At 38.9% G+C, this 24,795-nt stretch carries 23 protein-coding genes; 6 read left to right on the top strand and 17 right to left on the bottom strand.

Translation table 11 applies throughout. The features are described 5' to 3' along the window. The 7 genes from DV942_RS14255 to DV942_RS14225 form a co-directional block, all read right to left on the bottom strand. The gene (locus tag DV942_RS14255) at positions 1-1,512 is read right to left on the bottom strand and encodes a tagaturonate reductase (protein WP_145858514.1); all 1,512 of its coding nucleotides are present in this window, start codon (positions 1,510-1,512) and stop codon (positions 1-3) included. Between the two features lie 75 nt (positions 1,513-1,587). Further along, positions 1,588-2,610, bottom strand: coding sequence for a pectate lyase (gene pelA / locus DV942_RS14250; protein ID WP_244950700.1), 1,023 nt, complete (start codon positions 2,608-2,610; stop codon positions 1,588-1,590). A 188-nt stretch (positions 2,611-2,798) separates the two neighbouring features. Beyond that, entirely contained in the window at positions 2,799-4,733 is a 1,935-nt protein-coding gene (locus DV942_RS14245; RefSeq protein WP_342354884.1) for a glycoside hydrolase family 88 protein, read from the bottom strand. A gap of 4 nt (positions 4,734-4,737) precedes the next feature. Continuing rightward, positions 4,738-6,411: a glycoside hydrolase family 28 protein gene (locus DV942_RS14240; protein ID WP_145858510.1), complete on the bottom strand. Its 1,674-nt coding sequence runs from the start codon at positions 6,409-6,411 to the stop codon at positions 4,738-4,740. 158 nt (positions 6,412-6,569) lie between these two features. Further along, positions 6,570-7,526 carry a pectinesterase family protein gene (locus DV942_RS14235; RefSeq protein WP_145858507.1) on the bottom strand — a complete coding sequence of 319 codons (957 nt, stop codon included), beginning with the start codon at positions 7,524-7,526 and terminating at the stop codon, positions 6,570-6,572. 319 nt (positions 7,527-7,845) lie between these two features. After that, positions 7,846-8,097 carry a DUF6814 family protein gene (locus tag DV942_RS14230; RefSeq protein ID WP_090981022.1) on the bottom strand — a complete coding sequence of 84 codons (252 nt, stop codon included), beginning with the start codon at positions 8,095-8,097 and terminating at the stop codon, positions 7,846-7,848. A 5-nt stretch (positions 8,098-8,102) separates the two neighbouring features. Continuing rightward, entirely contained in the window at positions 8,103-9,626 is a 1,524-nt protein-coding gene (locus tag DV942_RS14225; protein ID WP_145858505.1) for an MFS transporter, read from the bottom strand. Between the two features lie 151 nt (positions 9,627-9,777). Between DV942_RS14225 and DV942_RS14220 the strand changes: the two genes are divergently transcribed. Beyond that, positions 9,778-10,668, top strand: coding sequence for a bestrophin family protein (locus tag DV942_RS14220; RefSeq protein WP_145858502.1), 891 nt, complete (start codon positions 9,778-9,780; stop codon positions 10,666-10,668). 17 nt (positions 10,669-10,685) lie between these two features. Here the strand turns inward: DV942_RS14220 and DV942_RS14215 are convergent, their stop codons facing one another. The 5 genes from DV942_RS14215 to DV942_RS14195 form a co-directional block, all read right to left on the bottom strand. Next, the gene (locus tag DV942_RS14215; RefSeq protein ID WP_145858500.1) at positions 10,686-11,237 is read right to left on the bottom strand and encodes a TlpA family protein disulfide reductase; all 552 of its coding nucleotides are present in this window, start codon (positions 11,235-11,237) and stop codon (positions 10,686-10,688) included. 63 nt (positions 11,238-11,300) lie between these two features. Beyond that, positions 11,301-12,668, bottom strand: coding sequence for a S41 family peptidase (locus tag DV942_RS14210; RefSeq protein WP_145858498.1), 1,368 nt, complete (start codon positions 12,666-12,668; stop codon positions 11,301-11,303). 130 nt (positions 12,669-12,798) lie between these two features. Further along, positions 12,799-14,085 (bottom strand): hypothetical protein, encoded by a 1,287-nt coding sequence (locus tag DV942_RS14205; RefSeq protein WP_244950699.1) that lies wholly within the window; start codon positions 14,083-14,085, stop codon positions 12,799-12,801. A 148-nt stretch (positions 14,086-14,233) separates the two neighbouring features. Then, on the bottom strand, positions 14,234-14,761 hold the full coding sequence (locus tag DV942_RS14200; protein WP_244950698.1) for a hypothetical protein: 528 nt from the start codon (positions 14,759-14,761) through the stop codon (positions 14,234-14,236). Continuing rightward, complete coding sequence (locus DV942_RS14195) at positions 14,754-15,311, bottom strand: RNA polymerase sigma factor (protein ID WP_186462311.1); 558 nt, start codon at positions 15,309-15,311, stop codon at positions 14,754-14,756. The genes DV942_RS14200 and DV942_RS14195 overlap by 8 nt, the downstream gene beginning before the upstream one ends. Before the next feature lie 1,319 nt (positions 15,312-16,630). Here DV942_RS14195 and DV942_RS14190 point away from each other — a divergent pair. From DV942_RS14190 to aspS, 5 genes are all read left to right on the top strand, one after another. Continuing rightward, a complete protein-coding gene (locus DV942_RS14190) occupies positions 16,631-17,035 on the top strand; it encodes a nuclear transport factor 2 family protein (protein ID WP_145858494.1) in 405 nt (134 codons plus the stop codon). A 366-nt stretch (positions 17,036-17,401) separates the two neighbouring features. Then, positions 17,402-17,626: a DUF2798 domain-containing protein gene (locus DV942_RS14185; RefSeq protein WP_090981030.1), complete on the top strand. Its 225-nt coding sequence runs from the start codon at positions 17,402-17,404 to the stop codon at positions 17,624-17,626. A gap of 29 nt (positions 17,627-17,655) precedes the next feature. After that, positions 17,656-18,225, top strand: a complete 570-nt coding sequence (locus DV942_RS14180; RefSeq protein ID WP_145858492.1) for a Crp/Fnr family transcriptional regulator — start codon at positions 17,656-17,658, stop codon at positions 18,223-18,225. A gap of 215 nt (positions 18,226-18,440) precedes the next feature. Next, entirely contained in the window at positions 18,441-18,611 is a 171-nt protein-coding gene (locus DV942_RS14175) for a DUF4272 domain-containing protein (protein WP_145858489.1), read from the top strand. Positions 18,612-18,759: 148 nt separating this feature from the next. Further along, positions 18,760-20,505 (top strand): aspartate--tRNA ligase, encoded by a 1,746-nt coding sequence (aspS, locus tag DV942_RS14170; RefSeq protein WP_145858487.1) that lies wholly within the window; start codon positions 18,760-18,762, stop codon positions 20,503-20,505. 487 nt (positions 20,506-20,992) lie between these two features. Here aspS and DV942_RS14165 read toward each other — a convergent pair whose 3' ends face one another. The 5 genes from DV942_RS14165 to DV942_RS14145 form a co-directional block, all read right to left on the bottom strand. Continuing rightward, on the bottom strand, positions 20,993-21,430 hold the full coding sequence (locus DV942_RS14165) for a hypothetical protein (RefSeq protein WP_090981045.1): 438 nt from the start codon (positions 21,428-21,430) through the stop codon (positions 20,993-20,995). Continuing rightward, on the bottom strand, positions 21,417-21,794 hold the full coding sequence (locus DV942_RS14160; RefSeq protein WP_090981047.1) for a hypothetical protein: 378 nt from the start codon (positions 21,792-21,794) through the stop codon (positions 21,417-21,419). The genes DV942_RS14165 and DV942_RS14160 overlap by 14 nt, the downstream gene beginning before the upstream one ends. Positions 21,795-21,846: 52 nt before the next feature. Next, complete coding sequence (locus tag DV942_RS14155; protein ID WP_047800161.1) at positions 21,847-22,113, bottom strand: YtxH domain-containing protein; 267 nt, start codon at positions 22,111-22,113, stop codon at positions 21,847-21,849. Positions 22,114-22,184: 71 nt separating this feature from the next. After that, positions 22,185-23,234: an AI-2E family transporter gene (locus tag DV942_RS14150; RefSeq protein WP_090981049.1), complete on the bottom strand. Its 1,050-nt coding sequence runs from the start codon at positions 23,232-23,234 to the stop codon at positions 22,185-22,187. 64 nt (positions 23,235-23,298) lie between these two features. Further along, positions 23,299-24,717, bottom strand: a complete 1,419-nt coding sequence (locus DV942_RS14145; protein WP_145858486.1) for a sigma-54-dependent transcriptional regulator — start codon at positions 24,715-24,717, stop codon at positions 23,299-23,301. Positions 24,718-24,795 lie beyond the last annotated feature (78 nt).

The raw sequence follows: 24,795 nt of genomic DNA, 5'->3' as shown, positions 1-24,795 counted from the left end.
TTAAATTGCTGTTTCTGAATGCAAGTTACTTAAAGTTTCTTTTGCACCTTTGTTCTGTAATAAATCAACGTACGATTTTACGGCTGCGTTAAAGCCTGGATAATTATTAAGGTTTTTATCCCACAGGCGCCTGTCGCCTAGGGTATTATCTATAACGGTTTCTGGGTTTTTCCAGTATTCATATAAAATTTCTGCAAATTCATCCTGTATGGGGTAGGTTTTTCCGTTTACACTTGCTGTGTAAGTATCACCCTGTTTATCCACATTCATGAAAAGGATGTAGGCAGCTACACCCAAAGCAGTAAGCTGAGGCACTTCATTTTTTAAAGCATAATATCTCCTGATGAGCGGCATATTACGCATTTGCATTTTTGAGGTAAAATTTAGCGTAATGGCCTGCCACTGGTGTGCTAAAGATGGATTGCTAAAACGGTCGATTACACTTTCTGCAAAGGCAATTGCTTCACTGTAGGTAATATCCTCATTCACCACCACAGGCGCAATTTCATCTTTCATCAGTTTTAATACATTGGCCGAGAAATCTTTATTTGCCATGGCCTCTTTCACGGTATCGAAGCCTGCTAAAATAGCCAGCCCGCAGCTAATGGTATGTGTACCATTAAGCAAACGGAGTTTAAGTTCTTTAAATTTATCAATGGAAGGAACAATAAAGATACCTTTATCTGCTTTTGCAAAAGATAATACTTCTTTCACTTTTTCGCTTGATGATTCGATCGCCCAAAGCCGGAAAGGTTCGGCCATGATCATCAGTTCATCTTCATAACCCAGTTCATTTTCAACGGCTTTTTGCGCTGCTTCCGGAAGTTTTCCTGGCACAATTCTGTCAACTAAGGTTTTGCAAAAATGATTGGCTGTTTTTAACCAGTTTTCAAAATCCCAGCCTAATTTATTGTGGATAGCCAGATCAAGCAAAATTTCTTTCAGTTTATCAGCATTATCACTAATGAGTTCTGTTGGCACGATCACCATTCCGCTTTCTACTGACCCGTTAAAGGCTTTATAGCGTTCGTGCAAAAAGGCAAGCAGTTTGCCAGGGTAAGATTGTGGAGGATGGTCAGTGATTTTATCTTCGCTTTTTACAATGCCAACTTCTGTGGTATTAGAAATTACGACCTGCATTTCGGGTTGGTGGGCAGCTTTTAAAATTTCTGTCCAATCTTGCGAAGCTGCTAAAACCCGGCTTATTGAAGCATTAATCGAATTTTCTTCAACATTAACCCCATCCTCAATGCCTTTTACACAAAGTGTATATAAATTATCCTGTTTCGAAAAGGCATCAGCACCACCTTTTGCTGTAGATTTAACAACAAGTACACGACCGTTGAAAATTCCTTTCTGATTGGCTTTATCAATAAAATAATCAGGTAAACCACGCAGTAAAACCCCGGTACCAAACTGGATTACCCGCTCTGGTAATGCTAAAATTTCGGGTGTAGGTTTTGTAACCTTTTCGCCGTTAATGTTCTTTAAATTTTCTTTGTTTAAAATCATTGCTAATGTTATTTGGCCACCAGGGCAACGAGGCACAAGGTGAATTATATTTCCTTTCGAAGAGTATACTTATCTTTATTTACCATTTGTGGTTAACCACTTCGGGTACTCTTTTTCAATTAATTTCTGCGCCCAGTTGCCATACCAGGCATACCCATTGCGCCTTTCAAGGCTTAATTCCTCTAATTTTGTTTTAATGGCATTGTCGCGATCACCAAAAATCGGGGTATTTTGATCAAGGTCGTAAAAGCGCGCCCAGGCAATTGCCGTTGAATCTTCGATCAAGGCCGCAGCTTTGACATTGGCTTTAGGATTTTTCGGCCTATCAAAACGGAAGCCTACAATTTTATAGGTATCGAACCATTTTACTGCAGCGGTAATGGCATTTTTTTCTGCAACCGAAGGATTTTTGATCCGCATTAAAAAGCGCACAATCCCTACAGATTCGCTGGTACTCAATGAGGCCGGCTCAAAAGCCCTGGCCTTTGCAGGCAACATCGAATCTTTATCATACTGTGCAGCCCAAATGCTTAATACGCCATTTTGTTTCACCTGCGTTTTTAAGATACAATCAATGCCTTTCGCAACTGCTTTTCCTGCTTTTTTTATGTAGACTGGGTTTACCACATCGAAATCGTTTGTTTGCGTGGCAATATCCTGTAATATGTTCAGCACATTGATCATTGCATCATCGTTGTAAGTAATCTCAGATCGGTAAGAAGATTGATCAGGATAATATTGTGGCCATCCACCATTGGCATACTGTGCCGATAAAATATAATCAAGGCCTTTTTCAGCAGCAGCTAAATAAGCTTTGTTCTGCGTTTTTTTATATGCCTTTACCAGGTAAACAACTTCTCTACTGGTAGCTTTATTATCGAAAGTGGCATGTAAATCTTTAGTTGCCTTTATTTTGTCCAACAAGGCTGGTGTTAAAGCCGCGTCGTAGTTAACTACACTTTTATCTTCCAGCTGCTTTGGCCAGCCGCCATTGCCCAATTGATAAACCAGCATCTTATCTGCTGTAGAATCAACAGATTGTTGTGCATAACACGACAATAATAAAGTGCTGCAGATTAGGCTTAACAATATTCTCATTTTCATCATTCTGTTTGTGCCGTGTTCTGTGTCATCACAGATCACTAATTTTATTTTACGCCATGGTTAGTTTTTACCACCGAGACACAGATTAGCATGGAGTAATTTTCCTTCTCTTATGCCGTGGTTCTTCTCTCCACGAACCACTATTTATCTGTGTTCATCCACTTCATCTGTGGTTAATAAACCTATTTTTTCCCCGGCACTTGCTTGATTAACCAATTCACCAGATCATTCGTGGCTTTAAAATTTTCAAACTCTGCAGGTAGTTTTCTACCATCGATATATTCGTTATAAAACCATGGATCACCGACGGCGAAAACTGTCCCTTTGCCATATTTTGCAGTGGCAACAATCACGTCTCGCTTATCGGCTAAAGCAGAAACAGCGGGACTCTTAGCCACAAGAGTCGATATTTCTTTGATGTATACTTTCTTAGCTGTTTTGAAAATAACGTTTCCTTCCGGGATTTTTATTGCTCCTTGTTCAAAATTCATACCCTGAACTTTGTTTCGGCTATCCTCATTAAAATGGATTCCGAAGGTTTCGGGCAAAACATTGAATTTTGAAATTTCGCAATTGCCTGCATCGTTTAGGAGCAATACCAAAACCCCACCAGCTTTCACCCAGTCTGCAATTTGTTTCGCATGCTCAGCATTCATGTAGTTGGGCTTCGCAGTTTCTTTTTCAGTATCCGGATCTACAATAATATAAATATTGCTGCCTTTTAAGTTTACAGTTGTTGGTGCAACTTTAAGCGTATTGGTTTTTACACCAGCATCGTTAAACATTTTTCCGAATAGAGAAAATCCATTGTTATCATCTTCTTCCCATAAGTAATGGAAAGGGATTTTATCTCCGGTTGGGCCAACCATATACTCATTATTGAAAAAATTATCAATGGTAACGGTTAATCCTTTTCCCGGTTTTGGCAACTGGTTTATTTCCATTTCAGCAGCAGCGCAAATAAATGCGCCTACGCCTTTCGGATCATTGGTAATTACTTTTTCACTAATGTAGTAGTCGAAGCTTCCATCCCGGTATTTTGGTTTTCCACCCAAACCGGATACGGAAACTGTTTTAGTCAAATTTATCCTTTCAGTTCCTGCTTGTTCCACAAACTCTTTCTTTAAACCCGTATAACCTTTATTAGCCGCAGCCATAAAAGATGATGCTAACCAGCCTTTACGAATGCCTTTAGCCAAACCATACACAAACATGCTCGATGCCGAACTTTCCAGGTAATTTCCTCTTCGGGTTGGCATATCTAGAATATCAAACCAAACACCTGATTTTGGATCCTGGTATTTCACTACTGCAGTTGCCGTACGATTTAAAATAGCCAGTAGTTCTTTCCTTTGCGGATGATCTGCAGGAAAATTATCCAGCACATCCACCAAAGCCATAATGTACCAGCCCATTGCCCTGGCCCAAAAATTTGGCGAACGCCCGGTTATCTTGTCTGCCCACTGTTCGGTTTTGCTTTCATCATAGCCATGGTAAAGCAACCCTGTTTTTGCATCACGCGAGTTTTTTTCCATCAGGATAAACTGTTTAGCAATGTCATCAAAAGCAGCATCCTTTTTCATCAGTTTAGCATATTCAGCGTAGAATGGCTCACCCATGTATAAACCATCCAGCCACATCTGGTTTGGATAAATTTTCTTGTGCCAGAAACCACCCTCTCTGGTACGCGGTTGTTTTTGCAGCTGATCGTATAATTTAGTTGCGGCTAACAGGTATTTCTGCTGCCCGGTAACTTTATACAACAGCAATAATGAGCGGCCATTTTTGATGTTATCAATATTAAAATCTTCCGGTTTATATGTAGCAATGTTACCTTCCTTATCCAGATAGGCATCCATCGAACTTTGGATATATTTAAAATACCTCCCGTCGCCGGTATTTCGCCAAACGGCAGCTGCACCTTCCAGAACAACCCCCATGTCGTAAGTCCATTTGGGGCCTTTGGCACCTTTTAGCAGCGTCGTATCCTGAAACAGTTTTTCCATCGCAGTTAAGGTTAACTGTTCAGATAACTTTTTTTGGGCAAACCCACGTTGTGTTAAAACAGAAAAACCAATAAATGCAACTATTGTATATAAGATCGATTGTTTCATCATGTTGTTATTTTGAAATTTCCAGTGCTTTTTTAGCTACCCCTGTACCTAAAACGACAGTTGTTTTAGCTTTAGAAACATCTGTCCCAACAATTTTTACACCTTTTGTTTTTTCGCCGGAAACATCAAAAAGCAATTTGCTGTTATCAGGGTACTTTAAGCTGCTGATATTGATATTTGATCCATTCTGGATCATCACCAAGGGATTTGTATTTTCTGCAATGATGTTGATGTTCTTCAGGAAAATTCCGGTAGCTTCAATAATTTCGATTCCTTTTTTCGCTTTGATGGTTACGTTTTCCAGGTAGATATCCTTAATGTTCATTTCAGGTAAACCTCTAAAAAATATCGCTTTTTCGGCACCATTAGCCACTACATCCTTGATATAAAAGTTCCGGAACTGTGGGGTAGCTTCGGTAACAGGAACGGTAACGGTTTTAATGGCTTCCCGCTTTTCGCCAGCCAGGGGAACCGGATCAACAGCTGCATAATACATATCGAATAAAATGGCCTCGCCGGGAATATCAATCATGTTGATGTTATTGATATAAATATTCTCGACCACACCGCCACGGCCACGCGTAGTTTTAAAGCGTAAACCAATATCAGTACCGATAAAAGAACAGTTGTACACCCAGATGTTTTTTGCCCCGCCACTCATTTCGCTACCGATTACAAAACCGCCATGTGCATGGTAAACCACATTGTTTCTAACGATCACGTTTTCAGTTGGTATACCCCGTTTGCGGCCCGCTTCATCTCTTCCTGATTTAATACAGATTCCGTCGTCTCCAACGTCAAAAGTGTTGCCTTCAATCAATACGTTTTTACATGATTCTACATCAACACCATCGCCATTTTGTGCAAACCAAGGGTTTTTTACCTGCAAATTTCTTAAGGTTAGATCTTCACAAAGCAAAGGGTGTAAATTCCACGCCGGCGAATTCTGAAAGGTAACCCCTTCTAAAAGTATTTTTTTACAGCCTGTTAACACCAATAAATTCGGACGAAGAAAATCTTTGATATCATCATAGTCTGCGGCAGTTTTGCCAGCTTCAATTACACCGGCGTTTTTGGTATTCGAGCCTTTAAGGGTTTTTTCAGATGGGTACCACATCTTTCCGTCGGCTTTAACGATGCCTCCGGATGCTACGAGATTCTTCCACTGTGTTTCAGTAAGTTTATCTCTTTTAACCATACGCCAGGCACCACCATTCCCGTCGATAATTCCTGTTCCGGTAATGGCAATGTTTTCAAGGTTCATCCCTGAAATCGGGCTTTGGTTCCGCCATGCGGGTTGACCTTCCCAGTTTCCCTCTACCAATTTGTATTGATTAAAATCTCCCGTAAATTGTAGGATGGCATCGCGTTTAAGGTGCAGGTTTACGTTGCTTTTTAGTTCGATAGGGCCAGTTAACCACAAACCCGACGGAATTAACACCACTCCTCCGCCTTTTTCACTCACGCTGGTAATGGTTTTATTAATGCTTTCGGTATTTAAGGTAATACCATCGCCTTTTGCGCCAAAAGCAACAATACTCGTGGTATCTTCTTTAAATTTAACCTGCCGGATAATGGGTAAGCCTGGCTTTTGTTGCGCCATGGCAGAACCAGCTGCTGTTAAAACTAAGCAAGCGAGAGCTACTTTAATATGGCATAAACGGCCAGAAATATGTTTCATTATTTGCGCTGTTAAATTATACTTGGTTATTGTAATAACAAGTGTACGTTGTTTGAAGTTAAAACAGAAGAGAAATCTATGCAATCGTTGCCGGAAAATGCAGCAAAACACTCATTACAGACAAAACTTTAAACACAGTAAATCAGTCGTTTACAACATTATTTTGCTTCAGGATTCCATCCACGGAAAACGTTTTCTAAAATATAGCCTTTATATTCTTCATCTGTCAGTTGGTGTGACCATTTTACCCTGTTTTTAGGATCGGATCCTTTTCCAGTACTCTTATATTCAGCAAAATAAGCCGTTTTTTCATTGCTTTCTTTATCCCAGTTGTTCCAGCCTTCCGGTCGGATAAAATCAGGTAATTCGCAGTTGAGATAGGCCACTTTTGCGTATGGCCTCCATGGACGGCCCAAATAAAAGCTACTGGCTGGTGCATCGCCTTTGATTGTACATTTGTTAAGAACGTAGCCAAATTTTGTGGTATCAGCCGTTGAGGCAGCCGTAATATAACCTCTTTTTTTGCAGAAAATGGTGCAGCTTTCGAACCAAGCCGTCGATGCCCCGAAAATAAAATCAACCGTACCTTCAATATAGCAGTTTTTATAATATTGACGGTTATTGCCTCCATAAGTATAAAGCGTATCCTGAAAGCCCAAAAACCTGCAATTGGTAAAAATCAATTTATCGCCACCTGCCCAAACCGCTACGGCTTGTCCCACAGGGCCTGATGAATTCTGGAAAGTGATATTCTCAGCTGAAAAGCCTTCGGCATAAATGTAAAAGCTTGATGAGCCGGATGTCCCTTTTTCTTCACCAAAAATATTCTTTTTCCCGGCGTAGTCATCATAAGTTAAAATGGTTTCGTTTAAACTTTCGCCAATAAATTTCACATTTCTTTTAGAGCCAGGTAATACCAATTTCTCCTTATAAATACCCTTTTTGATAAAGATTACGGTTGTTTTATTCCTAAAATCAGGCACCGCATGAATGGCCTCCTGTATGGTTTTAAAATTTCCACTTCCATCTGCAGCCACAATAAAATCAGGTTTTACATCAGCGGCATTTACAGCAAAGGACAATACAAGCAGAAAGAACAGGCTGATTACTTTCATATCTTTTTGGTTAGGCTAAAATTAAAACCGGCCACGTAAAAGGTTAAACTTCATTACGCAGCCGTATTTTAAAAATATATGATGAACAATTTTAAACATTAAAACTCAGCAGAAAGAAGTTTTTTATAAATTAAACATTGCAAACGATGTCGGGAACGATTGCATAGTATTGACTTAATTTTATAGATCTCTCCGTTCTGCACTAATCCGGTTTAAGATAACGACCACATTAAAGAATTCTGCAATGGTGGCGGAGTATAGCGAGTTCAGGGATACCAAGGCCCGGAAGCTAAATCTTTGAGGAGCTTAGCTAAAAAAACTACAATTCTTCGGAACTTTCTGGCAGGTGATCGTACTCACCTTTCCAGGCATAAAAGCCAAATATCATCAAACCCAGGCTAATGGGGAGGAAAATAAACAGAATAATTGCCCACTGCAATATGGTATTGGTACGTTCGATATCGGTATGCGTTAAGCCTACCTTATCTATCGCCTGGATAAACAAAAAAGTCATCGTTAATGGTCCTAAAACCATCCAAACCAGGCCTAAAAATTTCTTTAACGTATTCATCTTATTTAATCGTTAATTTTTTCGTCTCTTTTATTTGATAAATAGACTGTGCCAATAACCAAACTTAGCGCTGCCACCCCAATTGGATACCAAAGACCGGACAATGGTGTGGCGCCTGAAAAACTTGCAATTAGTGTGGCAATAAATGGCACAAGCCCCCCGAAAACACCATTACCGATGTGATAGGGCAGCGACATAGAGGTGTACCTGATTTTGGTCGGAAATAATTCGACCAGGAAAGCCGCAATTGGACCATAAACCATGGTAACGAGCAAAATCTGGAAGAAAATCAAGCCAACAAATTTCCAGAATACCGGTGTTGGCAAAACTTTATCTTTAATAATTTCTTTGCCCAAAAGAATCCCCCTTGTTGCAGAAACGGTATCTGTTTGCACCCTGTTAAAGGAAGCTCCGTTTTTAAGGCTTACTTTGGTAGAAACGGTTCGTAAGCTATCGGTTAAATTTTCCATTAAAACAGCAGTTGCGCGAGCTGGGGTGACAGCTAAAATATCAGCTTGTTCAATTTTGGCATAATCGGTATCATCCAAAAAGACCTGATATATTGGCCGGTAAAACAGAATGCCTAAAAGCATTCCACTTAACATGATCCACTTTCGTCCCACCCGATCACTCCAGGCACCAAAAACCACGAAAAACGGCGTAGCAAAAGCAATTCCCCAGAGTAAAATATACCGCGAATCGTTAAAATCCAGCTTACAGGTATTTTCCAAAAAGGATTGTGCATAAAACTGTCCGGTGTACCAGACTACGCCTTGACCCATTGTGGCGCCAAACAATGCCAGAAGTACCATTTTAAAATTAGCCTTATTGTTAAAACTTTCTTTTAATGGATTCTTCGAAATATTTCCTTCAGCTTTCAGTTTAGAGAACAGGGGCGACTCGTGCATTTTCATGCGGATGTAAATCGATACCACAACCAGTACAATCGATAACAGGAAAGGGATTCTCCAACCCCAATTTCCAAACGTTTCGGCACCCAGGATATTTTTTGTGATCACAATAATCCCTAACGAGAGGAATAAACCCAATGTAGCGGTAGTCTGGATCCAGCTGGTAAAAAAGCCACGTTTGTTTTTTGGGGCATGTTCTGCCACATAAGTAGCCGCACCACCATATTCGCCACCCAAAGCCAAACCCTGGATTAACCTCAAAACTAAAACCAGAATTGGGGCAGCATAACCAATGCTTTTATAAGAAGGGATCAGACCGATAAAAAAAGTCGATCCACCCATAAGCACCAAAGTGAGCAGAAAAGTATACTTGCGGCCAATTAAATCACCAAGTCTGCCAAAAACCAATGCACCAAACGGACGGACAATAAAACCAGCCGCAAAGATAGCCAGCGTGTTAATTAAGGCTGATGCACCTGCATCCTCCGGAAATAGCTGGTGACCAATGATAACCGCAAGGCTGCCGAAGATGTAAAAATCATACCATTCGATCAATGTACCCAAAGAGGATGCACCGATTACTTTAAAAATATTGTTCTTGGGTAAATGGTCGCTCATAAATGGTCAGGAATATTTGGTTTACCAAGATAAACATTTACGTCATAAACGGCAACCTGTAATCTTTGTCGCTTAATTTATTACATGATCAAACATTTTGGCTTTAGTTTTGTAATTTCATCCGTAGCTCATTCATTTTCCGTCATATTATATGTTGTTAATACAGAATATCAGATTAAGTAGAATTTTAAGAAATACGTGGCAAGTTGACCTGATTATGATTGCCTCCTGCACCGTAGCTTATCTCGTACGCGAATATTTGATCTCACATCATTTCTCCGTTCCATCTATCATCCCAACACTTTTAGGTACAGCCATTGCTTTTTTTATCGGTTTTAACAATAACCAGGCTTACGATAGATGGTGGGAGGCAAGAAAAGTTTGGGGCGCTTTGGTAAATGATTCACGCTCTTTTGCAAGGGCGCTGCTCAATTATGTTGATAAAGATGAGGAAAGCGTAAAACGTATGATTTACAGGCATATTGGTTTTTTATATGCGTTAAAGGCCAATTTGAGAGGAACGATAGATGAGATTTATACCAAATATTTAACCGAGGCCGATCTGAAAGAAATAGAAAAACATACCAATAAGCATAATGCCCTTTTAAATATCCAATCGAGAGATTTACAAAGATTATCAAAATCAAATGCTATTGATGGCTTCCGTTTTATTGAAATCAATGAAATACTGACCAGATTTTCGGATTCAATGGGCATGAGTGAGCGTATTAAAAACACCATTTTCCCTACTACCTATTCTTATCTGACTAAAGTATTTATCTGGCTGTTTGTCGTAACATTCACCCTGGTAATCAGTGAGGATGCAGGTCCGGCATCTATATTTTTGGGTTGGTTGATCGGTTTCGTTTTTGTTTCTACGCAGATTAATGGAATGAGCCTGGTTAACCCTTTCGAAAACAATTCGGCTGGTGTTCCGCTTAACCAAATTACCAGAACGATAGAAATCAATCTCCTGCAAATGCTTGAAGAAGAAGAAATTCCAGAGCCCGTTAAACCGATAAATGACGAATACGTTCTTTAAATTTCAGGTTTCTTACATCAATCCAGCTCTTCAAGTAATAACGATTTTAATTTTTCTTCAAAAAGAGCCGATTTAGCTTTAAATTGCGGATCGCAAAAAGAAATGTTGGCTGTGGCATAAACAATCTTACCATCCTTCCCAACCAACACATTCGACGGAAAACCGTGATTGATATTTAGTTTTCTAATCTCATCTTTGCTTAATGATACAATTTCATATTGGTAACCGTTGCGCTTTTGAAATCGTTTGGCACTGGCCGGGCCATCATGTGTAATGCCAATAAACCGAACGGACTTTTTACCATATTTATCCACAAAATTATTCAATTCTGGCATTTCGGCTATACAGGGTGGGCATTTTTCAAACCAGAAGTTAATCACTACCACCTGGTTTTTAAGGTCGATATTGGAGAACGGCTTGTTATTGACCGTTACCCCATTAAAAGTGGGTAAGCTTTTCCCAATCAGATCTTCGAAAAAAGTTTCCTGCGTAGCCCATTTAACCGGGGCGTCTTGAGCCAGCGCGGTAAAAGAAAAGATATTTAACAAAATGATCAGATAAATTTTCATAGGCAATAAATATAAAAAAGTCTCACCTAATAAGATGAGACTTAATCATTTATTTGGTGCTGACTATTTTATCTTCTTATTGAGGTAATCAAGTGCTGTGTTTAAGGTTACGTCTTTATTGGCAATAAAATCCTTTAGCGTTGGAATTACTTCTATATCTGGTTTTACACCATTACCTACAAACTCACGACCATCCGGGTAGGTATCCTTTTTTGTGCAGACTCTTGCACTTCCACCGCCGGGTAAATCGAAGAGGTAGGGCTGTCCGGTACTTCCAAAAGAATTTCTGCCAATTTTGGTCATGTGCTTTTGATTGTCTGCGTAAATTAAAAAGTCTTCAGCGGCCGAAGCAGTATTATGGCCAATTAATAAAACTGTGGGTACTACGATCCGCTTTGCCGAGAGTGTGTTTTTAAGCGGATAATAATCAAAATTATAGAAATAATTATCCTGATAGGTCAGAAATGCCTTTTTATCCCACTCGCTATTTACCGTATCTTTTGCAGAAGTGTATTTACCCCAGGCCTTGAATGCAGAAGTGAGTTGCCTGGTAGAATAGCGTGAGCCATAAAGTAAGCTGTCATTGGTTAAATATTTTAATATATAACTTCCAATTGCTGTACTTCCGCCTCCATTGTTCCTTAAATCAATCACTATTGCTTTGGCTTGGTATAAATCCGGCAACTTAGTCAGAAAAAGAGAATCAATTTTCTCCTCTCCAAAGGAGTTTAGCGCAACATAAGCTACCTGATTAGGATACCATTTAAAATCAAGAAGCGACGATACTGCAGGAAAGGCCGGATAAATTTCTTTTTCCGCTGTTTGCCCATGTGTTAATTTTAAACTTAAAACCTGTCCTCCTGGTTTTTTAATTTTAATTTCAAACTGGCTGCCCTCAATCCCCTGAAGTAATTTACTGATACACCAATCCTGTAAAACATAGTCAGTAGAAGAAGAAATATATGGAGAAACGTTTTCAGCTATATATTTGGCCGTGGCCTTTCCATTTACGGCTAATATCTCGCTTCCAACCGGGATCTCATCTTTCTTGCTCAGGTTAACATGTGTAATGATTGCTTTATTTTCTACATTCTCAATAAACAAACGATAATCGCCGAACATGGTATTCAGCGGTTCGAAATCTTTACCGCCCGGCATATAAATATTGGTATGCCCATCTTTAAGCATCGCGCAAAATCTTTGCATTTCCCGATAGTACTCATAGTCATTAGGCGTTTCAGGTATCGTATTAATTAATGCTTTATAAGTACTATCCCATTTCACCCGGTCTATTTTGTTTAAATAAACGAAGTTATAGTTTACCTCCTGCCAAAATTTCGATAGCCCATAAATTTTATCTGCTTTGGTTAATTTATTAGGTTGAGCTAAAGCAGCCAATGGCAAAAGCATCAATAAAAGAATTCTTTTCATTATTTGTTTTATTTGTCTGGTGTACTTAGGGCTTCAATTCTTTTGCCAGCGTCTGTACAAAATTTAGGCATTATATTAAAAAAGCCCTGCCAATGCGGCAAGGCTCCTTGTTTGTTTGGTTTATGAGGTCTTATTTAAAGGTAATGGAACCATATTCAGATCTGATGGATACGTTTGCAGCGCCACCGCTACCGATTTTGCCCGTATACCGTTTGATTTCATCGTCTTTGCTAACCAAACTTGATGTTACGTTTGAACCATATTTAAAGCCGGCATAAGAAGTAGAAACATTGAAATTACCATTATAACGATCTGCAAAGCCCAATCCAACATTTGCATATTCACCCCCGAAAGTGAAGTTTTTGCAGGCCGGAGTAATTTCATTTACATTTAAACGGTTGTAATCCATTTTGATAGTGGCATCACCATTCAATGTACCTAAATTAACATTCGAGTATTCTGCATTAACTGCAATTTTACCTGCTGATGCAATATTCAAATCACCGTAAGCTTGTTTCACTACCGCATTTCCTTTGACTGTATTGATGTTAACTTTGGCATATTCGGCACTCAAGAGCAAGTTGCCACCAATAGTGCCAACGGTTAAGCCTCTTCCGTACTCTACTTTAAGATCAGCAGATTTTCTGATGATATTGATGTTTACGGCTACGTATTCAGCAACGAGTTCTAAAGTCCCCACAGCACCGATGGTTACAGGTCCGTTATATTCGTGCTTAATCACAGCTGCATTTAAATCCTGAATATCACATTTCCCGTACTGAACATTGATATAGTTGTTGGTATTGCTTAGGTTTCCTGCTACAAGATTGCCGTATTCCACTTTTAGTGAGGTTGGGCCTGCAAAATTACCCATTTCAACATTACCATATTGTTGTAGCACAGTTAAAGGGTTTACTGCCGGCATAAACACCGTGTAATTCACCTTTACTTCCCTTCGCCAGGTAGTTACTCCATTTTTTACCCCACGTCCATAACGTCCGTTTCTATCGCCCATGTTAGTTTTGAATGAAACCACATCGCCATTTTTAGTAGCATCAATACTTACCCCATCGATCAATTTCTGTACATCGCCATCTGAGTTGGCATAGGCTTTAATATCTATATCAACACGTACCTCTTTTTTATCCCAGGTTTTAATTACAATAGATCCGAACTGGTTATTTAAATTTACCTTATCATTTCTATCTACATTAAAACTTTTGCTAAATGATTTTGAACGTTCCGCATCGCTGCCCGTTTGCTTATATTTTGAGTTATTTACCATCGCTATCAGCGATGATTTCTCCGCATTTTCTACAAGCACTTTCTCCGATGGACTATTCACCATCGCTTCTTGCGCACTGGTTTTTACGGCAATTAAAGCCAAAAGGGCCAAAAATATTTTTATTGTTTTCATGTTGTTAAATATTAAACACCTGTATGCTTAAAACCTGCCGGCTGGCCTTAAACTTTCGATGTGGTGAGCGTTCTCCTCTTAGTATCAAGTGTGTTGAATCAAACATCAAGACCGATTTCAGTATTAGAGCTGTTTTATTCGCCCTGTATTAAATCTGGTTAACTCTTTTGTAATCGTCAACCTGGTTAATAATTAATAATTGTTGTTTTAATAACTGTAATTGTATTTCACGGTTTTTAACCATAGCCTTTACCACGAAAGTCTGGTTGGGCGAAGTTGGCAACTCTGCTTTTAATTTTTCGTAATCTTCATCAAGTTTTCTTAAATCAGCCGTAAATTTTTTATAAAGTTCCGGATTTGCAGAGGCAAAAATGGCTAAGCTATCCCTCTTTTCGGTAATTAGACCCGTAAAATGGACTTCCTTTTTGGCATATGAAGCACTAACGTCGGCTATTTCTAAATCTTTGTTTTGCAATTTCCCTACGTATAACCAGACCAAACCAAAAACGACCACTACAGCTGCCGCTGCGCTCATCCATAAATACAGTTTTACCGGTTTTTTTTTCTTTTTGTGATCTAAACCCTGTTCAATTTTTGCCCAAAGATCTGCCGAAGGCTCCATGATATCGAAAGCTTTTCGGTTTTCTTTTACAAAGGTTTCTAATCTATTATTCATCTCTCATCCCTTTCATTTCTAAAATACTCTTTAACTTTTTTTTAGCCCTCATGTACTGTGTACGGCTGGTATTTTCGCTTATTTTTAAAATGTGTGCAATTTCTTCATGGTCATAACCCTCTAACAGGTACAAACTCAGCACCACCCTATAACCGTCTGGCAATTGGGTAATGGCCTGCCTTATCTCTTCGGCCTGTAACTGCATTTCACTGTAATCAAAACTATCTTCATCAGGCACTTCCGATATTTCGTCTGTACTTACAAACTCCATCCTGCGCTTACGCAGGTAATTGATGGATTTGTTGATCACAATCTGCTTTAGCCAAAGGCCGAAGGTAGTTTCCTGTCTAAAATCAACAATTCTGGTAAATGCATCTAAAAATGCTTCCTGTAAAACATCTTCTGCCTCTTCCTCATAATTTAAAATGCGCAGCGCCACATTATACATTGCCTTGGCATACAGCTTGTATAATTCAAACTGTGCTGCGCGACTGCCCTGCATGCATTTTTTTACGAGTTCGAGGTTTTTATCGATGTATACGGCTTCCAAAATTTCGAATATTCTGATAATAAGACATCAGCGATTTTAAAACGTTGCATCAAGGTAGAAAAAAATTTAAAATATCTTAATTTCTGGTTAACACTGCGGAAATATCTGAAACATAGTATATTTAAATTATCTCAGGTAAGCTATTTTCAATTCTGAATCGCCAATAAATTCAGCATGACGAATACATATAAATCAGGCTCTTTTAAAGCACTATTTCAACAGATGACTATTGATATTCAGGCTTTTGGAAATGAGGGGTTCTGTGCCTTTGGCATGTTCAGCCCTGCTCTCCCTCCAGCCAATTGAAGGAAATTGGCGTCCGTCCGATCAGGTTTATTTAACCTAAGCATGTGCTAGAAACCCAAATCTTTAATTAACCACTTAAAATAGCTATTATAAACAGACCCTTGTTAATAAACCCAACAGCAGCGAGTAGCCCGGAATGGAGGGAAACGAAATGAGGACTACAAGCGAATGGCGGGAATATAGCACCTATGAAATACTGCTTTTCATTTCCAAAAAATAGAAATGATTTTTAAGTATTTGGAAATGTGCGGTTCTGCGCTTTTGGCAATTCCAGCCCCGCTTTTGGTACGAGTTCCGATGAAGGATCGGAAGCTCTTCCCGACAATCGGGTTTAGACACAAAGTTTGGCGTCCTGAAAACAAACCCTTGTTAAATAAACCCGACAGCAGCGAGTAGCCCGGAATGGAGGGAAACGAAATGAGGACTACAAGCGAATGGCGGGACGAAAGCACCTATGAAATGCTGCCTTTCATTTCCAAAAAAATAGAAATACTTCTTAAGTATTGGGAAATGCAGGGTTTTGCACTTTTCGCAATTTCAGTCCCGCTTTGGGTACGAGTTCCTATGAAGGATCGGAAGCGCTCCCCCGACAATCGGATTTATCTTACCTTATTCTCCGTGAGAGACCTACTATTTTGAACAAACCCTTGTTAATAAACCCGACAGCAGCGGATAGCCAGGAATGGAGGGAAACGAAATGAGGACTATAAGCGAATGGCGGGACGAAAGCACCTATAAAATGCTGCCTTTCATTTCCAAAAAAATAGAAATACTTTTTTTAGTATTGAGAAATGCAGGGTTTTGCACTTTCGCAATTTCAGTCCCGCTTTTGGTACCACTTAAACAACCCCTTGTTAAATAAACCGATGAAATGCTGCCGCTCATTTCCAGAAAACAGAAATGATTGATAAGTATCGGCAATTAAATGCCTTTACTTTTTAACATTTATGGAAATTCAGCTGCGAGTTCATCATAAATTTGAAATCCCTGATCCAAACCGCTAACTTCATGGCATGGAAACCGACTTAATCATTTCAGCAATAAACGAAATACATAAAAAAGCAAACCTGGCGCTGGAGAGTAAAGATGTCGTAGCGTATACGGATATGTTTGCCGACGATTTGAGTTTCACACCCTTTGAAAAAACTGCGATAAACAAACGTGATTTTACCATCGACCTAAAAAAATATTTCAGCGGAGCCAAAACCATACAAACCACTCATTATAGAATCAAATCTTCTGCAGAGAATGATATTTTTACTGAGAAAATTGCACGTAAATCGGTTCTTATAAAACCAAACCTGCTTATTTTTTCAAAAAAACAGACCGTACAGACTGAAGAAATTTATCATTGGAAAAATATTAAGGGAGAGTGGAAAGTAGTTGCGCTTGAAATTGTGCTGGAAGAAAAATATTAAAACTTCATTATGAATATCTTCGAAAAAAATCATGAATCGAATTCAGGTTAGGGATATTGCTTTTAAAAAATGTGCAAAAATTAATTAGTCACAGAAATCACGGAGTAGATTAAATTTTTCCGTGTTTTTCGTGCTTCCGTGGCAAACATAACACTTAGGCATGCGCAGAAAGAGCTGGAAACTAACAGAGAAAAGTTAAAAGCGATTTCCCTAGAATTCAGGTTTTCTAAACGCTATTCATAAGAAATAATAAATATTTTTATCAGGTTTGTCATGTTACTTAAATTTAGCTTGCTTCATTTTTTGACTTACATCAAAGGTTAAGTTTGTTAATACACTCAACTTTGATGTATTAAAAAAATCAATATGAAAAAAGAACATTTCAAACACATCAACACACTTTTTGTGGTGATCCCGATGACATTAATTATGGCATTTGTGGGTTTAATGCGAAACTATGGTTTTGGCGAAGATTGGTTCCTCAAATTCCTGAAGGCCTGGAGCGTAATGTTACCCGTAGCTTATCTGGCAGCTTTCATTATTATTCCCAACGCACGTAAACTGGCTGAGAAGGTTACCTCCAAAACCTAAACATTGTTACATTTGGTAAAAGTCATATCATGCAAGAACAGCTTTCCAGTTATATCAGCGCAAAAATTATCATTAACGATGCGGAGCTCGAACAGGTATTGTCTTTTTTCAAGATGTTGCAGGTAAAGAAAAACGAAATCCTGATCAGTCCTGGGGAAACATGTCAGCGTCTTTACTTTATTGATAAAGGTTGCTTACGAATTTTCTTCCTAACGGCCGGTGGTACGGAAGCCACCCGGCATTTTGCTTTTGAAAATCAGTTTGCCTCAGCCCTGGTAAGTTTCATTACCAACGATATCTCCAAGGAATATGTCCAAGCTGTAGAAGATACCAGTCTATACTACATTTCTCAAAACGATTTTCAACAGTTGCTTCAAATGATCCCGCAGTGGGAGAAATTTTACCGCCATTATCTGGAATATGCTTACGTAACTAATACCAACCGCTTAATGTCGTTTATTACACTTGATGCGACCGAGCGTTACCGCCAGTTGCTGGCGCAGAATCCAACTGTGGTGATGCGCCTGCCTAATAGGATGGTGGCTTCTTACCTAAACATATCACAAGAAACGCTGAGCAGATTAAAATCAAAAGCATAAATTTAGGTTGTGATGCTAAATTAAATTATCATTAAATATGACTGCCCAACAACGTAAGGACCAAACTGAAATAATCCTAAAAGAAAATAACATCCCGATAAATTAATATTTACCCCTAATAGAGGAAGAAAGCGAAGCGGTAATCAGACCTGCCGCAGATATTGCTAAACGGATTTTGATTCTTGCATATTTAAATACCACAATTGATAATCGTGATGATAGAGAAGATATTATCGCTTATCTCACATTGGGCAGAAAGACAGTCTGGCATAGATGATATAGAAGTTCAAAATATCAATCAGGATGTAGTTCCGGAATGGCATCGGGCAATTAATTGGATCACGTTTTATGAAGATAACTGGGATCATATTACAACAGATACCTAATTGTTGAAATTGCCAACTATTTTTCTTTGTGATCTTTGTGCCTTTGTGGTCAAAGCAATAATAATCATTAGCAAAATTTTCCTTAACTCTTCTATCTTAAACTTTAAAACAAAATCGGTATTTTTGCCGCTCAATTTAGATTATATATATGTTAAGAACAGTAACTTGTGGTGCATTAAACCTAAATAACTTAGGCGAAAGTGTTACGCTATGTGGTTGGGTACAAAAATCAAGAGATTTAGGCGGTATGACTTTTATCGACATCCGCGATCGTTATGGTATTACCCAGTTGGTTTTTAACATGGACGATAATCGCGGGCTTTGTGAAACCGCACGTACTTTAGGCCGTGAATTTGTGATCAAAGCGGTTGGTACGGTTGTAGAAAGAAGCAATAAAAACCCAAAAATGCCGACCGGTGAAGTAGAGATCAAAGTTTCTGCTTTGGAGATTTTAAACGCGGCGAAATTACCTCCATTCATGATCGATGATGAAACAGATGGTGGTGATGAGTTGCGTATGAAATACCGTTATTTGGATCTACGCCGTAACCCGGTGCGCAATAACCTGGTTTTACGTCATAAAATGGCCCAATCGGTTCGCCGTTATTTAGATGCCTTAGATTTTATTGAGGTAGAAACGCCTGTATTAATTAAATCAACACCTGAAGGGGCAAGAGATTTTGTGGTGCCTAGCCGCATGAACGAAGGTGAGTTTTATGCTTTGCCTCAATCGCCACAAACCTTTAAGCAATTATTGATGGTATCGGGTTTTGACCGTTATTTTCAAATTGTAAAATGTTTCAGGGATGAAGATTTAAGGGCCGACCGTCAGCCGGAATTTACGCAGATCGATTGCGAAATGTCGTTCATTGAGCAGGAAGATATCTTAAATACTTTTGAAGGCCTGATCCGTACTTTATTTAAAGAAGTGCGTAACTACGATTTACCGGAAGTACCCCGTATGCAATATGCAGATGCAATGCGTTTGTATGGTTCTGATAAACCAGATACCCGTTTTGCCATGCAGTTTGTGGAACTTAACCACCTGGTAAAAGGCAAAGGCTTTCCTGTATTTGACAACGCAGAGTTAGTTGTTGGTATCAATGCTAAAGGTGCAGCAAGCTATACACGCAAGCAACTGGATGAACTAACAGATTTTATCAAACGCCCGCAAATTGGCGCCACAGGCTTGATTTATGCCCGTCATAATGACGATGGAACCATAAAATCTTCTGTAGATAAATTTTTTAATGAGGAAGACCTCAAACAATGGAGTGAGGCTTTCGCAACAGAAAAAGGCGATTTGTTATTGATATTAGCCGGTTCTACAGATAAAGTACGTAAACAACTGAATGAGCTTCGCTTAGAAATGGGCAACCGTTTAGGTTTACGCGATAAAAATACCTTCTCTGCCCTTTGGGTATTGGATTTTCCGCTTTTGGAATGGGATGAAGAAACCGAACGTTACCATGCCATGCACCATCCGTTCACCTCGCCAAAACCAGAAGATATTGCTCTATTGGATACCAATCCGGGTGAAGTACGCGCCAATGCATACGATTTGGTCATTAACGGGACAGAAGTAGGTGGCGGATCTATCCGTATCCATGACCGCGCGTTGCAGGCTTTAATGTTTAAACATTTAGGCTTTACTGCGGAAGAAGCACAAAAGCAATTCGGTTTCTTAATGGATGCATTCGAATTCGGTGCACCTCCGCATGGCGGTATTGCCTTTGGTTTCGACCGTTTAACCTCAATTTTTGCTGGTTTAGATTCTATCCGCGATGTAATTGCCTTCCCTAAAAACAATTCGGGCAGAGATGTGATGATTGATAGTCCAAGTACGATTGACGAAAAACAATTAAAAGAACTGAAGATAAAGACGGATTTGTAATAGATTCCGACATGCAGTACTTATGATAAGTAGTGGTGCTTTAAATTGTGCCATAATTACTGCATGATTAGCATCTTTAAAAAGATCCTGAATAAATACGACTATCGGATCAGGTAACGAAATGCATAAAAAAGCCTCAGAATTTAAAATCCTGAGGCTTTTTTATCTTCATCTAGTCATTATGTCAATAATGAACTAATTCCGAATGACACATTGAACAAATAACCTGAATTTGATAATTATTTAGTAAAATACTGTCTTATAAGCGCCCTATCCCTGACCGATTCGTCATGCTGAACTTGTTTTACAAGTAGAAATAATATTTCAATGGCCTTGTAGCTACTCAGTGGTCAGCATCTTTTTAGCAGGGAAGACCCTGAAATGAATTACCTTCGGTGAGCTCGCCAAGGCTCGGTTCAGGGTGATGGTCGATTAATCAAAAATTCAATATCAGCTACTACAGGTAATATTAATAATCGAACTTAGGTTAATAAGTTTCACTATCGGGTGGAATCCCATAGTCTATAAATTTCTTTTGTTTTTTCTCTTTCCTTTTACCAAACCAGCCTTTAACAGAATTAAAAATTGCCGATAAATGTTCTGCATCAAGCGATTTACCAACCTTACCAGATACGAATCCCACAGCCGCCTTAGTTAAAAAACCAGCACCTCTGAATAGGGTTTTATTCATCACCATAGGTAAAAGCAGTGACATTGCTGTACCGCTTATATTTAATTTTTCATCGGCTTTGAACAGGTTATTAGGCGTTGCATATTTCTTTATCAATGCACTAAGTGTAAATTGTTTAAAGAAAGTTTTGGTATCTGTTTTAAGCATATTTTGCTTAAGCGTATACTCCACCTTAAGTTCTAATTTTCTGGCCTGCAAGTCTTCCAGGTTACGGATGTCTTTATAACTTCTCATCTTCCTCCTTATCTGCAAGTTTATCAAAATATTTCCTGATCGCTATATTGATAATGGCTTTTTCAATGTATTTATCTTTCGTTAAATAAACAATAACGGCCAGTAAAATATAGAATAGGGAAACACAGCCAAAACCTCCTGCATAACTGCCCAAAAGGTCGGATACGTATAGTGCCAATGTTACAGAGCCAAATAAAAAGGCCAAAATAAAGCAAACGATAACAGTAGTACTGGTTACCAGATCAGCAAAAATTTTCGACGCTTTTTCTACAATATAAAGTCTGGTATACTCAACCCTGGCATCTAAAAAGCCTTTGGCGTCGTCTATCAGATCTTCAATACTTTTATCTTTATTCTCTTGCATAGTTCAGATGAGATTTAGCCGGGTAAAAACCCGGCTATGCAATGTTTATTTATTATGCGTGCTCTACGTCGTCGCTATATTCTTCTTCTACGCTTCTCAATTTAGTTTTAATCGAGTCTACTACTTTATCTTTCAGGCTAGCCAGATTATTAATCTCATCTGCAGCTTTATCTTTGATAGAATCGCCAAGATCTTTCAATGACTGGCTAAGTTTATCACGGGTTTCATCACCTTTATCTGGTGCGAACAAAATTCCTAGAGCTGCACCGGCAGCTAAGCCAGCTAAAAGCGCAACTACAACTTTTGAGTTATCATTCATAATTAATTATTTTAAGGGTTTAACAATGATGTACGATATAAAACTACTACATTATTTATTGTTAAGCTATATTATAACTCGCTATGCTCATTATTTGTTTTAATTCTTTCCAATCTTTCTGATGCAAGCGTGCTGGTTTCGTAAATCTTAACCAGCAGTATAAAATAAGATAATAGTAGCGGACCAAAAACAAGGCCCAGTATTCCGAATAAAGGTATACCAATAATTACGCCAATTACTGTTATTATAGGATGAATATTGCCAACTTTTTTTGCAATCATAAACCGCAGCACATTATCGATATTGATAATGACTACGAAACCGAAAACAAGCATCGCCCAACCTGCAAAATTATTTCCGTTTGCGATCTGTAAAATCGCAGCGGGCACAAAAACAACAGGAGGTCCTAAAACAGGTACAAAGGAAATAAAAGTTGTAATTACACCCCAAAACATCGGGTCTTTATAACCCAAAACATAAAAAGACAGGCTTACCAGTGAGCCTTGAACAAGACAGATTAATCCCTGGCCCAATACATTCGCATAGGTGGTATTTCTCATTTCATCGCCAAAACGAAGCGCGTTCTGTTCCCTAAATGGGGCATATTTTATCAGGGAAAACTCGAATCTTTCCCGCTCAATCAGCATAAAGTAGAGTAAGAAGTAAACGACCAACAAGCTTAACACAATATTTACTGCACTTGACAGTAAAGAAGGAAAAAGGTCGGTAGCCCAATTGCCTAAGCGGTTTAATCCTTCCTGAATAAGACCCTGGTTAATTTTAAACGGAATGAGGTGCTGTAGTTTAATCAGTAAATTCCTGAAAAAAACCTCATTATTCTTCAATTCTGAAATTTTACTGATCACCATGCTGCTTAACGCATAAAAAGGCATCACAATAAGTATAATGGAAATGACAATGAGGAAAATAGCCGTTACTCTTTTGTTCCATCCCCTATGTTCAGCCAAATGGATATAGGCTGGCCTCATGATCGTATATAACACCAAAGTACTTAAAATTGCACCAAAGATACTCTGCAGGGAATACGCAATTAGCACCCCAAGCGCAATAATAATAACCAGGTTGATGTTATTTCGTTGCTTATAAGAAAATACTGACATTTTTAGACAATAAGGTTATTCTTTAAATCCTAAAATAGCCGGTTTTGTTTTCCCGATTTAAGATTTATATCCCTTTTTCAGGATCAATAAATTTGATTTTATTATAAAGTGTTTTTCTGTCGATATTCAAGATTTTTGCAGCCTTGGTTTTGTTAAAATTAACTGTCCTCAATACTTCTAAAATAGTATGATATTCAGCTTCTTTAGCCGCATGGCGTAAATTGAGAGACGGATCGTGATTTAACCTATGCGGAAAAAGTGCGGCTTTTTTTTCACCCGGTTTCTTCGGGTAATCAGCCATCCCAAATTCCAATGGCAAAACATGCGGCTCAATCCAGTCGCCATCAGTTAATAAGGCAATGCGCCTGATCACGTTCTTCAGCTCGCGTACGTTACCAGGCCAGTTGTATGCCAATAAACACTGCTTCACTTCATCAGAAAAGCCTTTGATTTCTTTATTCAGTTCCTGGTTTGCTGTCGCCAAAAAGTGTTCGGCAAAAATCAGGATATCCTGGTCACGATCTTTCAATGCCGGCACGTGTATCGAAAATTCATCAAATCGGTGATATAAATCTTCCCTAAATGCACCCTTCTCGATCGCTTCCTTTAAATTTTCATTGGTAGCTACAATAAGCCGTACATCCACATCAATCTCCTTTGTACTGCCAATCCGCTTTATTTTCCGCTCCTGCACCGCCCTGAGCAAGGTTGCCTGAATTTCGTACGACAAATTACCGACCTCATCAAGAAATAATGTACCACCATTAGCTTGTTCAAAATGACCAATTTTAGTAAAGGCGGCACCGGTAAATGCTCCTTTTTCATGTCCAAAAAATTCACTGGCCGCTAAATCTTTGGTTAACGAACCACAATCCATGGCAATGAAAGGCTGTTCACGACGAGAACTATTTAAATGAATGGTTTTGGCCACACATTCTTTTCCCGTTCCACTTTTCCCCGTTAAAATAACGGTATAACCTGTTGGTGCAATGAGCTGGATCTGTTTCAGCAAGAACGCTGAAGCTGCGCTCTCGCCATTAATATACTCCTGACAATTAAACCGATCAGAAACAACCTTGCATCCGGCATGGTCGAAATGTTTAACAGATCTTAATTCGCCCTGCGCTTCCAGGGCCTTATTAATGGTATTTAAAATTTCATCCGTGTAAAGCGGTTTCTCAATATAATCGAAAGCCCCAAGTTTGATCAGTTCTACAGCAAGCTTAATATCTGAATAGCCCGTGATAATAATTACACTGGTATGTGGATAGTGCTCCTTAATATAGATTAAAATCTCCTTCCCATCTGTATCATCTAAACGATAATCACACAATACCAGATCGAACCGCTCTTTTCCAAGCGCCTGCATCACCTTTTTACCGCTTGTTACATTCGAAACTTCAAATCCTTTTTTGGTTAAAAATCTGGAGAGCAATAAGCCGATGCTAATTTCATCGTCAACAATGAGTATCTTCTTTTTCATGAGCAGCGTTGTTATCCTAAAAACCCATATACATCGACAACATATAGAGTTAATAATTAAATAACATAGTTACTCAAA

This window comes from Pedobacter suwonensis (genome assembly GCF_007833675.1).
GTDB classification, from domain to species: Bacteria; Bacteroidota; Bacteroidia; order Sphingobacteriales; family Sphingobacteriaceae; genus Pedobacter; species Pedobacter suwonensis.
The sequence above is the reverse complement of the archived record's forward strand: the minus strand, read 5'-3'. Positions and strand labels throughout refer to the sequence as shown.

Bases quoted from the DNA above. Each gene is read 5' to 3' on its own strand.
- DV942_RS14255 (WP_145858514.1), bottom strand. From the start codon at position 1,512: ATGATTTTAAACAAAGAAAATTTAAAGAACATTAACGGCGAAAAGGTT.
- pelA (WP_244950700.1), bottom strand. From the start codon at position 2,610: ATGAGAATATTGTTAAGCCTAATCTGCAGCACTTTATTATTGTCGTGT.
- DV942_RS14245 (WP_342354884.1), bottom strand. From the start codon at position 4,733: ATGATGAAACAATCGATCTTATATACAATAGTTGCATTTATTGGTTTT.
- DV942_RS14240 (WP_145858510.1), bottom strand. From the start codon at position 6,411: ATGAAACATATTTCTGGCCGTTTATGCCATATTAAAGTAGCTCTCGCT.
- DV942_RS14235 (WP_145858507.1), bottom strand. From the start codon at position 7,526: ATGAAAGTAATCAGCCTGTTCTTTCTGCTTGTATTGTCCTTTGCTGTA.
- DV942_RS14230 (WP_090981022.1), bottom strand. From the start codon at position 8,097: ATGAATACGTTAAAGAAATTTTTAGGCCTGGTTTGGATGGTTTTAGGA.
- DV942_RS14225 (WP_145858505.1), bottom strand. From the start codon at position 9,626: ATGAGCGACCATTTACCCAAGAACAATATTTTTAAAGTAATCGGTGCA.
- DV942_RS14220 (WP_145858502.1), top strand. From the start codon at position 9,778: ATGTTGTTAATACAGAATATCAGATTAAGTAGAATTTTAAGAAATACG.
- DV942_RS14215 (WP_145858500.1), bottom strand. From the start codon at position 11,237: ATGAAAATTTATCTGATCATTTTGTTAAATATCTTTTCTTTTACCGCG.
- DV942_RS14210 (WP_145858498.1), bottom strand. From the start codon at position 12,668: ATGAAAAGAATTCTTTTATTGATGCTTTTGCCATTGGCTGCTTTAGCT.
- DV942_RS14205 (WP_244950699.1), bottom strand. From the start codon at position 14,085: ATGAAAACAATAAAAATATTTTTGGCCCTTTTGGCTTTAATTGCCGTA.
- DV942_RS14200 (WP_244950698.1), bottom strand. From the start codon at position 14,761: ATGAATAATAGATTAGAAACCTTTGTAAAAGAAAACCGAAAAGCTTTC.
- DV942_RS14190 (WP_145858494.1), top strand. From the start codon at position 16,631: ATGGAAACCGACTTAATCATTTCAGCAATAAACGAAATACATAAAAAA.
- DV942_RS14185 (WP_090981030.1), top strand. From the start codon at position 17,402: ATGAAAAAAGAACATTTCAAACACATCAACACACTTTTTGTGGTGATC.
- DV942_RS14180 (WP_145858492.1), top strand. From the start codon at position 17,656: ATGCAAGAACAGCTTTCCAGTTATATCAGCGCAAAAATTATCATTAAC.
- DV942_RS14175 (WP_145858489.1), top strand. From the start codon at position 18,441: ATGATAGAGAAGATATTATCGCTTATCTCACATTGGGCAGAAAGACAG.
- aspS (WP_145858487.1), top strand. From the start codon at position 18,760: ATGTTAAGAACAGTAACTTGTGGTGCATTAAACCTAAATAACTTAGGC.
- DV942_RS14165 (WP_090981045.1), bottom strand. From the start codon at position 21,430: ATGAGAAGTTATAAAGACATCCGTAACCTGGAAGACTTGCAGGCCAGA.
- DV942_RS14160 (WP_090981047.1), bottom strand. From the start codon at position 21,794: ATGCAAGAGAATAAAGATAAAAGTATTGAAGATCTGATAGACGACGCC.
- DV942_RS14155 (WP_047800161.1), bottom strand. From the start codon at position 22,113: ATGAATGATAACTCAAAAGTTGTAGTTGCGCTTTTAGCTGGCTTAGCT.
- DV942_RS14150 (WP_090981049.1), bottom strand. From the start codon at position 23,234: ATGTCAGTATTTTCTTATAAGCAACGAAATAACATCAACCTGGTTATT.
- DV942_RS14145 (WP_145858486.1), bottom strand. From the start codon at position 24,717: ATGAAAAAGAAGATACTCATTGTTGACGATGAAATTAGCATCGGCTTA.